The 11,203-nt window shown below is 26.1% G+C and carries 20 protein-coding genes; 1 reads left to right on the top strand and 19 read right to left on the bottom strand.

The features are described 5' to 3' along the window. Positions 1 to 137: 137 nt before the first annotated feature. The 10 genes from Q0W06_RS18055 to Q0W06_RS18010 form a co-directional block, all read right to left on the bottom strand. Positions 138 to 884 (bottom strand): hypothetical protein, encoded by a 747-nt coding sequence (locus Q0W06_RS18055; protein ID WP_297639061.1) that lies wholly within the window; start codon positions 882 to 884, stop codon positions 138 to 140. A gap of 38 nt (positions 885 to 922) precedes the next feature. Beyond that, positions 923 to 1,252 carry an antA/AntB antirepressor family protein gene (locus Q0W06_RS18050; protein WP_297639059.1) on the bottom strand — a complete coding sequence of 110 codons (330 nt, stop codon included), beginning with the start codon at positions 1,250 to 1,252 and terminating at the stop codon, positions 923 to 925. Between the two features lie 116 nt (positions 1,253 to 1,368). Continuing rightward, positions 1,369 to 1,521: a hypothetical protein gene (locus tag Q0W06_RS18045; RefSeq protein WP_297638598.1), complete on the bottom strand. Its 153-nt coding sequence runs from the start codon at positions 1,519 to 1,521 to the stop codon at positions 1,369 to 1,371. Then, positions 1,518 to 2,054: a hypothetical protein gene (locus tag Q0W06_RS18040; protein WP_297638595.1), complete on the bottom strand. Its 537-nt coding sequence runs from the start codon at positions 2,052 to 2,054 to the stop codon at positions 1,518 to 1,520. Before Q0W06_RS18040 ends, Q0W06_RS18045 begins: the two co-directional genes overlap by 4 nt. 92 nt (positions 2,055 to 2,146) lie before the next feature. Next, the gene (locus Q0W06_RS18035) at positions 2,147 to 2,338 is read right to left on the bottom strand and encodes a hypothetical protein (RefSeq protein ID WP_297638593.1); all 192 of its coding nucleotides are present in this window, start codon (positions 2,336 to 2,338) and stop codon (positions 2,147 to 2,149) included. A 25-nt stretch (positions 2,339 to 2,363) separates the two neighbouring features. After that, positions 2,364 to 2,717: a hypothetical protein gene (locus Q0W06_RS18030; protein ID WP_297638591.1), complete on the bottom strand. Its 354-nt coding sequence runs from the start codon at positions 2,715 to 2,717 to the stop codon at positions 2,364 to 2,366. Positions 2,718 to 2,764: 47 nt separating this feature from the next. Next, positions 2,765 to 3,211: a lysozyme gene (locus Q0W06_RS18025; protein ID WP_297638589.1), complete on the bottom strand. Its 447-nt coding sequence runs from the start codon at positions 3,209 to 3,211 to the stop codon at positions 2,765 to 2,767. Between the two features lie 110 nt (positions 3,212 to 3,321). Next, complete coding sequence (locus tag Q0W06_RS18020) at positions 3,322 to 3,618, bottom strand: hypothetical protein (protein WP_297638587.1); 297 nt, start codon at positions 3,616 to 3,618, stop codon at positions 3,322 to 3,324. A gap of 15 nt (positions 3,619 to 3,633) precedes the next feature. Continuing rightward, entirely contained in the window at positions 3,634 to 4,140 is a 507-nt protein-coding gene (locus Q0W06_RS18015) for a hypothetical protein (RefSeq protein ID WP_297638585.1), read from the bottom strand. A 14-nt stretch (positions 4,141 to 4,154) separates the two neighbouring features. Then, positions 4,155 to 5,087, bottom strand: coding sequence for a site-specific integrase (locus Q0W06_RS18010; RefSeq protein ID WP_297638583.1), 933 nt, complete (start codon positions 5,085 to 5,087; stop codon positions 4,155 to 4,157). A gap of 242 nt (positions 5,088 to 5,329) precedes the next feature. Between Q0W06_RS18010 and Q0W06_RS18005 the strand changes: the two genes are divergently transcribed. Continuing rightward, entirely contained in the window at positions 5,330 to 5,452 is a 123-nt protein-coding gene (locus Q0W06_RS18005; RefSeq protein WP_297638580.1) for a hypothetical protein, read from the top strand. A gap of 15 nt (positions 5,453 to 5,467) precedes the next feature. Here Q0W06_RS18005 and Q0W06_RS18000 read toward each other — a convergent pair whose 3' ends face one another. The 9 genes from Q0W06_RS18000 to Q0W06_RS17960 all read right to left on the bottom strand — a co-directional run. Then, positions 5,468 to 6,460 (bottom strand): hypothetical protein, encoded by a 993-nt coding sequence (locus Q0W06_RS18000; protein ID WP_297638578.1) that lies wholly within the window; start codon positions 6,458 to 6,460, stop codon positions 5,468 to 5,470. Further along, on the bottom strand, positions 6,447 to 7,025 hold the full coding sequence (locus Q0W06_RS17995) for a hypothetical protein (RefSeq protein WP_297638576.1): 579 nt from the start codon (positions 7,023 to 7,025) through the stop codon (positions 6,447 to 6,449). The genes Q0W06_RS18000 and Q0W06_RS17995 overlap by 14 nt, the downstream gene beginning before the upstream one ends. Before the next feature lie 22 nt (positions 7,026 to 7,047). After that, on the bottom strand, positions 7,048 to 8,151 hold the full coding sequence (locus tag Q0W06_RS17990) for a baseplate J/gp47 family protein (protein ID WP_297638573.1): 1,104 nt from the start codon (positions 8,149 to 8,151) through the stop codon (positions 7,048 to 7,050). Then, a complete protein-coding gene (locus Q0W06_RS17985; protein WP_297638571.1) occupies positions 8,144 to 8,512 on the bottom strand; it encodes a hypothetical protein in 369 nt (122 codons plus the stop codon). Before Q0W06_RS17985 ends, Q0W06_RS17990 begins: the two co-directional genes overlap by 8 nt. Before the next feature lie 11 nt (positions 8,513 to 8,523). Further along, positions 8,524 to 9,090 (bottom strand): hypothetical protein, encoded by a 567-nt coding sequence (locus Q0W06_RS17980; protein WP_297638569.1) that lies wholly within the window; start codon positions 9,088 to 9,090, stop codon positions 8,524 to 8,526. Continuing rightward, entirely contained in the window at positions 9,083 to 9,922 is an 840-nt protein-coding gene (locus Q0W06_RS17975) for a hypothetical protein (RefSeq protein ID WP_297638567.1), read from the bottom strand. The genes Q0W06_RS17980 and Q0W06_RS17975 overlap by 8 nt, the downstream gene beginning before the upstream one ends. A 1-nt stretch (position 9,923) precedes the next feature. Continuing rightward, on the bottom strand, positions 9,924 to 10,256 hold the full coding sequence (locus Q0W06_RS17970) for a hypothetical protein (RefSeq protein ID WP_297638565.1): 333 nt from the start codon (positions 10,254 to 10,256) through the stop codon (positions 9,924 to 9,926). A gap of 12 nt (positions 10,257 to 10,268) precedes the next feature. Continuing rightward, on the bottom strand, positions 10,269 to 10,793 hold the full coding sequence (locus Q0W06_RS17965) for a phage baseplate protein (RefSeq protein ID WP_297638563.1): 525 nt from the start codon (positions 10,791 to 10,793) through the stop codon (positions 10,269 to 10,271). A gap of 22 nt (positions 10,794 to 10,815) precedes the next feature. Further along, positions 10,816 to 11,203 (bottom strand): hypothetical protein (locus Q0W06_RS17960; protein WP_297639056.1); only part of this gene is annotated, 388 nt, incomplete at its 5' end.

Raw genomic sequence — 11,203 nt, 5'->3', positions numbered from 1 at the left:
TCTTTCCTCCTTTAACTTTTCCAAAGCTCTGATTATAACCTCTGCTACTCTTTCACTTTTATCTTTTTTAAGGGTAGAAGATAAGTGTTGTATCTTATCCCTCTCCTCTTTGGTGCATTTAACCCCTAAGAACGAATCTAACATTTCACCAACTCCATTAACTCCTGAAATTTATCTTCATAGTAAAGAGGTTGTGTTTCTTTTGGATTGCTAGGCGAGACTTGATTTTCTCCATATTCAGATTTTTTTATAGATTTATATTTTTTAATTCCTTTTGTAGAATTTCTAGTTTTTTCTTCTATTATACCAAGTTCTAAAAGCTTTTTATTCACTTTTATAGCTGATAATTCTATATTATTTTCTTTTAACAACTGTGACAACGGCTTTAAAACTCCTATAGACTTTGTATATTCTATTTTAAGAGATTGCTCAAGCCCTAAGCTATCAATTAACTTGTTCGACATTATAGCCTTTGAATTGTCGTTATATCCCATTAAATCAGATATATGTTTTAAGGCTTGGAAATTAACTTCTACCTTTTCAGTTTGCTTTAGCTCTAAAACTTTTTCCTCTATACTGTCTATGAATTTTATTATCCCTTTTCTAACGAATTTACTTTCTCTTAATAGTACTTGTTTTGATTGAGATAAACTAAGCAAAAACATCGGTTGTTGTCTGTTTTGTGAATCTGTATAATAGATAGGGGAAATTTTTCCCTCATCTATTTCCTCTTCAAATTCACTTCTTATAATTTTAAGTAAATCTTTGTGTTGTAAATCTGTTTTTTTTCCCTCTTGTCTTCTAAAGAAATTAATTTGTTCAACCAACTCTAAAGAAGATATTTCTTTTTTTTCTTTCATAATCTCTAAATATCTTTCTTCCATATTATCCTCCTTGTTTATTAAGTTAATATTAGTATAAACTATAAAATTATAAATGTCAATATTTTTTTTACAACTGGTATATAATTTATGTTTCGTATAAGTTGACAATCCAAAAATGGATTCTGAAATTTCTTTCCCGACTTCTCGCTTTCATCATCCATATCCAACTTCAAGATGTAGTCATGCTTCCAATTTTTACCCTCCATAAATTTATGGAACGTGAAATCTTCGTCTTCCACAAACCCATACTTTTCTATTCTGCTTTTTATCCAAGTTGTAAAATCTTGTTTGCTCTCTAAAATCTTGTGCAATTCTCTAGCACTTACTAGATTTACACCTTTTTCGTTTTTTATTTTTATAAGTTCCATATAAACCTCCTAACTCTTGATAATTAAAGTATATATCATTATATATTAAAAGCAAATAGTTTTTAAAATATTTTTAAAAAATAAAAAAGAGATAGGAAAAACCTATCTCTAATCTATTAAATACTTTTTAATGCTTCTTTTAGGAAGTTCATTTCAGGTTCAGTATAAGCTTTAAACTCATAAACCTTATACCCATCATATTCTTTGTATTTATCAGCATTAGCTCCAAACATATTTCTTGCTATTGTATCGAAGTCTAATTTATTCATCTTTTCCCTCCGTTACGAATGTTGTTTGTTTCTATTTTAACTTCATTATCTTGCTTTATTTCTGATTCTTTAACTTCTGTCTTTACTTCTTCTACCATTTTGTTTTTAAGTGCCTTATATTGTTCTTCAGTAATTTCTTTATAACCTATTGTAACAAATTTTTGAGTTATAAGAGATATTTTTTGATTATTTATATCAACTACAACTTTATCTAAAGTCATATCATCTGTTAGAATATATTTTATCGCTGAAAACATAGGCTTTTCAAATTTAACATGAACTAAAACTTCATTAGGAACATTTTGAGGTAGCTCTGTATTGTTTTTATATAATTCATCTATAATTACTAAAGTATCTTTATTACACTTTGCACAATCTATATGTAATCCAACATTTAATGTAGGAGAAACTCCAGCATTATTTGGAAAAGGTCTATATTCTGGATTAGCTTGAACCACAGTTTTTATAATCATATGTTTCATATCATCATTATCACAATGTTTACATTTAAAAAGTATTTTATTTTCTTCCACTTTTTACCACTCCCATTTTTAATATTATAATATAATATTTATTTATAAAAATAAAGTGCCTATATAGTGCCTATATAGTGCCTACTTAGTGCCTACTTAGTGCCTATTTTTTCATCATTGCTTTCTTTTAATGTTTTTAAAAAATTTTTAATGGACCTTCTTATAAAACAAGAACATGAAATTAATTCATGTTCTTTCTCACTTAGCTTTTGTATAGCTCTATCTATTTCATCCAATACTTGTGGTTCTTCATAAAAAACGACTCTTTTCTTCTTTTGAACCATGTATTATACCCCTTTTGATTATTTTTTATTTTCTCATTAATATATCTATTAATTTTTCTATTTTATCATTAAGCATATCTATTTTTTTATTTTGTGTTTCTATTATGGAGTTAAATTCTCTCCTAGTAACATAATAGTCAGAAAGACTTTCTCTTGATTTTTTTAATATTTGTATGTCTGTTGCTGCATTTTCTGAAAATTGTTTTAATAAAGTTACGTCTTTTTCAGTATTTTTTAAAGATGAAACTTCTGTAACTGTAATATTTGAAGATTGTTTTAATATAGATACTTCTTTTTCTAAATAATTAATTTTTGTAAAAGCTCCAGTAATAGTAGCAATAATTAAAGCTGCTATAATCTCTTTTATGTATTTTGTCATATTTATAAGAACACCCCTTTTTACTTTCTCAGGGTAAAAGGTAGTTATTATTTTACTAAATAAACTGGATAACAATTAAATAAATTCCTTTCAGATTCTCTTCTTCTAGTCAAGCCAGCAAGAACTTTTTTATTTGCTCTATTCCATCTTATAAATTCTTGACTAGCTCCATAGTAGTCTTTATTATTTAACATCTTTAAAAGAGTTGAGCTTGACAAATTACCTTCTCCTAAGTTATATGCAAAACTAACTAAGGCATCAAATTGAGATTGGTTTAAATCAACTTTTACAAGTTTTAATACAGATTTTTCAAACTTCTCTACATCTAATTTTAAAAGTTCTTCAGCTTTTTCTTTAGTAATTTTCATTCCAGAAGTAACACCTTTTGTAGTTCCATAACCTATTGTCCATACTCCAGATGGACATTTATATGCTTCTAATTTTAATCCTTCAAAGTGCTTTATTAATTCTAGTCCTCTTTCTGACATTTTCATGTTATCAATCCTCCATTTTTACCAAAACTTAAATAATTCTTTAATAGAGTGAGCCTTTTTATAGACTCTTAACTCTATTAATTTTTTCTTGTAATTCAAAGGATCTATTTTTATTTCAAATCCTTGCCCTTTGATTTTTGTTCTAAACCCACATCAATTTTTAATTTTTCTGTTGCTTTTGATAATTGTTCATTTGATATAATAGAAGTATCTCCATTTACATCTTGTTGTCTTAACCCTTTTTCAAAGGCATCTAAATGGTCAGCTATTGCTATTGCTAATTTTTTAGGTATCTTTTCTCCAACTTTCCTACCCATTAAATGAGTTTTAGCAACTGGTATAAATGATCCTATTATAACCCCTAACCCTACGAGTATGACTTCTTTATGTTCTACTAAAAATTCCATAAAAACACGCCTCCTTTATATTAAAACTATCTTTGATACCCAACCTATTCTAAGTTCAATTTCTATAATTTCTTTTTCTATTTCGCTAGTATCGAAATTATATTTAATTCTTTTTTCTCTTTGTTCATTTAATTCTATAAATCTATCTTCTAATCTTCTTATTTCATTTGAAATATCTTCTTGTGTTGCTCCTTCTTGCCATTCTCTTAGTTCACTATTCCAAACTCTTTTTAATAAATTGTCTGGTGGTTCTACTGTATATATTATTCCACCTTCAATGTATTCTCCATCCGTTAAAGGAATTATCCCTTCTATTTTTTTCATAGATTCAGATTTTTCTTTTATTTCTCCATTAGAATCTAAATATGGATAAGGTATTAATCTATCAGTTGCAATTAATGTATTATTCCATTTATCATACCAACTGATAGGATTTTCCATAAAATTTTTTATATGACCATTTATTTCTATTGGTTCTTTATTTATATCTTTAGAATCATAAATATAAATTTTTTCTAACATTGTTTTCACTCCTTTTATAATCCGTATGATTTTTTTAATTTATGTATAGAATCTCTATTTTCTTCAGTAGTTTTATTTTTTATATAGTGATCCTTTGTAGTTTTAGAATCATTGTGATTAGCATACTCTGCTGCTAATTCTATACCACCCATATTATATAATAGATTTATAGCAGTTTTACGCAATGTATGAGGATATAATTTATCATAACCAATTAACAATCCTATCTTTTTTATTTTAGCTCTTATAGTTGATTGTGTCATTGGAGCTTTTTTATTTCTATTTGAGAAAAATAAATAATCTTCATTTTTTATATTATTCATATAAATATAATCTTTTAATATTTTTGATGTATTCTCGAAAAACATCAAATCTACTATTTTCCCATACTTTTCCTTTACACCTTTTATTATACCACTATTAAAATCTATTTGGCCAACTTTTATTGATTGTATAGCTGATATTCTAGCTCCACAATCTAGAAATAATTCCCACATTAATCTTTCATCCATTTTAAAGTTTTCATACTTCATCATTACTTTGGCTTCTATAATCTCCTGAGTGCTTAAAAAATAACTCTCTCTCCTTTTGGTTTGTTCACTTTTCTTTAATCTATCTAATTTAGTTTGAAAAGGATGGTACTCTATTATATTTCTTTTCACACACCAAATATAAAAACTACTAATAGCAGTTATCTTATTATTAATAGTTTGATTATTGTTTCCTCTATCTCTGCAATCACTAATGTATCTTTCTAAAATATTAACACAATCCTTTATCATTTTTTCAGATATAATCATTATGTCATTTTCATTTTCTTTTAAATAATTAAAAAAATCATTTATTCTACTTTTGTACATCTTATAAGTTGTTTCGAAAGTTTCATAATTTCTGGCTTTATTTGATTTTAAATATTCGTCATAAATTTTTACATTTTCTTGATACATTTTTAATCACCTCCTTTAATTTTTTTTATTTTTTTAGGTATAGATTACAGAATTTAGGTACTCATTCGGTTTTTAATTGTGAAGTCTTAGATAGTAATCTAGTTTACGAAGCTTATTTAAATGTAAATAATAAATTTGCATTTTTAGATATTAGACTAAAAACAGGTATAGCAGGAACAAACAATTATAGAGATATTATAAGAATACCCAGTAACATTAAAATTCTATATGGGTCTGAATATATGGCTAATGGATTAAATATTCATGTAACATCTAATATAATTAAGTGTAGAACCGAGGATTATATTCCTAAATTTAGTTGGGGAGCTATGGTACAAATCCCTATTTGTGTTGAACTAATGTAATATAATTTTCTAGAATTATAGAAAAAGATGTAACTTATAAACCTTGATTTCTCCTTCTACATCTGTACCTTCTCGATTCCATCGCCATATAGTACCATCATAAGTTACATTAACAGTTCCTTGGAATATATTCATTTTACACGAAGTTATCAATCTACTGAATGGTATTATAATTATTTTTGAATCGAATATTTCTTTTTCACCTCCAGAAGTAGCAACAGCTAAATAAACATCTCCAACTTTTGCATTGGGATCACTAGAAGCTGTTAATACTGGAGTAAGAACATTCGTTTTAAATATACTTAAATTCCGTAATCTATTTAACAACTCATTGTTATCAAACTTTTCAAAAATATTTGATAAATTAGTAGTCGTTGTAGAATTTTCTTTACATTTGAACAATCCTTCTTGATTTTTATCTTTATAATAGAAATTAGCTTTTTTAGTTCCAACATCTTGTATATATTCAATCTCTGGGTCATAAGGTATTCCAGCATTAGCTCTATTATCTGTATCTAGTTGTTTTATTGTTCTATGAGTTCCACCAGTTAATACTCCAATAATTTCTGCTGTTTTTTGTGTAAAATTAAGATTTAAAAATATTTTTTCTTTAGATACTAGACTTCCAATATTTACTGTATCTTGTGCATTTTTTATTGTATATGTATTACCATTAAATCTTATCAAAGGACCTTTTTTTGTATTAGTTTCATTTGGAACTAAACATAATTTTAAATCTGTAAATGTAAAATCTTCACTTCCTTCTATTACAATATTATATATTTCATTTTGTCCTTCTGTAATTCTTGTTCCATTAACTTCATAAATAGAGTTTCTTTGTATATTATTAAAATTTTCTGCTGTTTCTGGAGTTCCTTCTTGATATGTTACACCAGGAAGGAATCTTATTGTTTTAGTTTCTTCAGTTAAATCTTCATTTATAACTTTGTATCTTTCTGGATATTCAACTTTTAGATCCTTAAAATTTGTTAATTTACCATTTGCCATTATTATCACCTCTATTTTTAAGAGTTTCATCTATAACCCTTAAATAATCTTTATTAATATTTCTAATACCAGTTTTATTATGCTCTCCAATAAGCTCATAAGGAATATAAGACTCTTGGCTAACTTCCCATATAGTTTTTACACCACAACTATATACACTATCTAAATCAAACAATAAATCTGTATCTGAACCAGCTGGAATAGTTATAAATAATTTCATTAAAGCTTTTTGAGGTGGATTTAAATTCCATCCTTCTACTGCTTCTACTCTATATCCAGTAACTAATTTTATTAATTCTATGTATGGATTAAGAGTTGGAATAAAGTTGTTTTTAGCTTCCTCTATTCTTATTTTATTTTTATAACCTTCATCAACTAAATTTCCTCTATTAACTCCATAGCTAATACCATAGTTATCTAACATTTCTCCAGATAATTTATCTAATACCTCAGTATATATATATGGTTCTTGTTCTTTTTCTAATAAATCAAATATACTACCTAAAGCTATATATAATTTTTTTAAATCATCACTTTTTAAAACATCTGGTAATCTTGACCACATTCTTTCAAATGATCCTCCCATATTATACCACAGCCTTTTCAAAAACATCCATTTTTAAACTTGAAAAATAAGTTGAATTATTTCTACTAAAATGTACTTCCAAGTTCGTTACTCCTGAAACATCAATGCTATGTCTTATTTTTTCAACTACTGCAAATGATGTCAGATTTTCATTTATTCTAGAATTTTGAATATATTCTTCTATAATTGCATTAGCTTGATTAGTAGATATAGAACCATCTAGTATTATTTTATATTTAACATTAACATAAGTTGGTCTTGAAAATATTACAGTTCTATCAGTTCCTTGAACATCTTTTATAGTTACTGTAACTCCTCCAGTTTCTTCAATAGCTCTATCTGTTTTCCTAAATATAGCATTTGCTATATCAATATCAGCTCCACCATCAACATAATATCTACGAGAACGAGAAGGCATTTCTAAACCTCCTACACTTACTGGAATATCTTTATCATTTTCTAAAACTTTACAGCTTTTAACACCATTAACTAAATTTATTTCAGAATATATTCCATCAGTATTCCAATATGATCCAGAATTTCTTGTAGTTTCCCATCTAAATCTATATTCTACATCTGTTTCTTTATCAGCTCCACCTTCTGTATCTTTTTCATTTGTTCCTGAAATTAACCCAGATATTGGAGTTTTAATATTATTTATAGTATTAGCTTTTACATTGCTATCTTTACCATAATTTTCAGCTTCTATTGGTATTATAGCTGTTCCTGTTTCATCTACTGTAAAGTTTTCAGTATTAACAAAAGTATTTCCTTTATTATCTTCAAATTTAACTTCTCCAGCTAATGCTGATGTATTAGGAATACTATTTGTAGTTTTCCAAAATCCTTTACTTTTAGATTGTTTTTTTCGTGGAAAATTTCTGTTTTGTAAAATTATATCTAAATCATTACCTTCAGCTTTTAAATAATTATTTTTTTCTAAATTACTTTGTTGTCTTTCTTCTATTCTCTTAACTTCCTCCATAACAGGAAGCAATACTTTATACATATTTGATTCAGTTGTAAATTTCAACTCTGGATATTGTGCAATTAAAGTATTTGCGAATAAATTTTCTATTTGTTCCCAGCTTCTAAGTTTAAACAATATTACTCACCTCTTGTTTTATATAATCGTTATCAAATATACTTTTAAATTCAAAAGTTATATTTAATGTTCTATTATTTTTATCAGAAATTATATTTATATTTTTTACGTCTTCTACTTCTTTATAGTAATTTTTAATTTGATTATAAATATAAGTGCTTTTAAATTCATCTTTTACAGTTCCATCTAATAAAAATTCATAGTCTAATCCTTGATTTATATCATAATCTAATTCTCCATCATCATATCCATTACTTGCTCTAATAGATAAAAATACTCCTAATCTACTTCTTAGAGCTTTATTATCTGTTGCTATTTCAAAATTAAAACCACCTTGACTATCTATATATAAATCTTGCATTTAATCACCTCTTATTCTGGTTTCTGAGAAGGAGTAGGGCTTCCAGTTCCTGGATTATATTTATGTGTATGATTTTGTAAAGAAATTTTACCAGATACAATATCTTCAGTAGAATTTATTCCACCTTCTTGTGTTATATTTCCTTTAAGTTTTATATCTCCTTCCATAGTTATATTTCCATTTATTTTAATATCTCCAGTGATCTCAAAATCCATTTCAGGAACTTTCACTCCATCTGTTTCTGTTAGCGCTAATATCGGTAAAATAACGCAATTAGTAAATGAGAATTGTTTTGTACTGTTAATTTGTCCAACTGCTCCAGTTGAAATATAATTAGATAAATCTAATTGAGAAAACAAAGCTTGAAATCTTTGTCCTTTTTGCACTTTAAACTTTATATTTTTAGTTTTAGAGCCTATCGGCATAAAAGGGCACTTAACTATAAGAGGTAATTCTAACTCGTTGAAAATAAGAGGTTTTACAGTGCACAAATTATTATTGTTATCTACTTCAATTATTTCAACTGGCATAGTTACCATTATTTTACTTAAAAAATACATCATTATTTCTTCATTCATTTTTATCCATTCTCCTAACTTTATATTCCGCTTCATAATCATCTATTTCCATTTCAATTACTTGTCCAGTTAATTCAATATTATCTCCTTTGATTACTATTATTGAATTTTTCTTTATAAGTGGAATAGCTAATGCTTTTAATTTATGTGTATATAAAGTTTCTTTATCATTTTTTTTACCATTCTTTTTATATAAAGCTCTTATTGCTACTTGTGGTTCTTCTAATAATCCACTTTCATAGTCTAATAATACAGCTAAATTTTTATTTACATCATCTATATAGACATATAGTTCTTTTCCTTCTATTTTTAATTTACTTCCACAATCTTTTACTAAATCTCTTATTTCGTTCAAAGGTTTACCATAGATACAATATCCAGTAGTAAAATTTTTATCTTGCTTTAGATCTAATTGTTTTATTGTTAATCCTGACCTTTTAGCAATATCTTCTATAATATATTTTGCTCCAGTATTTGCATTATAACTAACAGAAAAACTTTTAAATATAAGAGAATCTTGCTCTATACAACTTATTTTAAGTATTTTATCAACACCTTTAATTTTAAACTCATATTTATCTAAAAAACCACTAAAGAATACTTCTAATTCTCCAGCATACCCGAAACTAAAAACTATCGGGTCTAATTGCTGGATGTTAGTTAATATTTCTTCATCTGGATTATATATTTCAACTTCTAATCTTCCAGGATCATCATAATTTCTTATTTCATATCCCCACTCTATTGTTAATCCTTTACCATAAACAGGGTCATCAACAGTAGTATAAACATAATCTTTAATTCTACATTCACAATCTCTTTTAAATAACATTTTAATCAACTTCCTTTACAAATAAAAATACCTTTGTAGAGAAATTTTCTAAAGTTAATTCAACTTCTTTTCCGTCAATAGTTGTAGGTATTAAATAAGCACTTGGCATATCTTTATTAAAATTATTTAAATTATCTTTGTATAGATAATAAAATAAAGGTACTCCAAACACCATTTTTTCCCCTACTGCTATTTCTTCTCCAAACTCATCTGATAAATCACAAACAATTCTATTGTCATATCCTCTATAATTTAATGTTAAAATAAATGTTTTATCTTTTATTTTAAATTTATAATCACAAGGTATATCAGTATTTTTAATGTCTAAAATCATATAATAGCTCCTTTACTTAGGGTAATCTGGTCTTTTAACTCCCATTTCTTTCAATTCTTTTTGTCCTATTATTTTTTTCTTCTTTTTTGTTGCTGCTGTTTTTAAACTTTTATCTGGTTGAATAGATGTTTTTACTAATTTTAAAGTTGCAAAATTAACAGCCTTTAGAATCATAGTAAATTGGATGAAATTATCTCCTCTTTCATCTTCTTCAATTTTTATTATTGCAAATTCTTCATCAAATTTATTACTTCCAAATAATCTTTTAAGAACAGAAAAACCAGTAGAATTTAATTCTATTATTTCAGCATTTTCAGCCATTTCATATAATTTATCAAATCTCTGTTCTTTATCTCTTGTAAAAACTCCATCTTCAATTATGCAATCTAAAGGTATAGTCCTATTTTTTATGTGAACATGAGAAGTTAAATCTTTTTTAGCTCCACCTTGAATAGTGTGTTCAGTTACATTACCTTCTAAATTCTTAGGAACAAAACTCACCCAATCTATTTTTATACCATTCAAAGATATTTGCATTTATTAATCACCTCCCATTATTTTATGTAAGTCCTATATCTAACATCTTTTTTCTTTCATAATCTTGTATAGTTTCATTTACTACTTTTTTTACATTTTTATCTAAAATTACATTTAATTCTTCTGAATCTGAATTAATATTAACATCAAATGTATGATTTACTGTTTTTTCTGATTTATCATTTTTAAAATCATAGTTTTCATTTATGTTTTTATTTATTGTGTTTATATTTTCAGTATTGTATTTTTCATTAGAAATTATAGATTCCTCAACACTTTTATTTATATTTTCATTAGTTTTCAAATTTTCATCTAATTTTATATTTTCTCCAGTAGTTCCTTTTGAATCAATAACTTCCTCAACACTTTTATTTATATTTTCATTAGTTTTCAAATTTTCATCTAATTTT

It is taken from the genome of uncultured Clostridium sp., assembly GCF_947072515.1.
GTDB lineage: Bacteria > Bacillota > Clostridia > Clostridiales > Clostridiaceae > Clostridium.
Note: the sequence above shows the minus strand (reverse complement) of the source record. Positions and strands in the feature narration are given on the sequence as shown.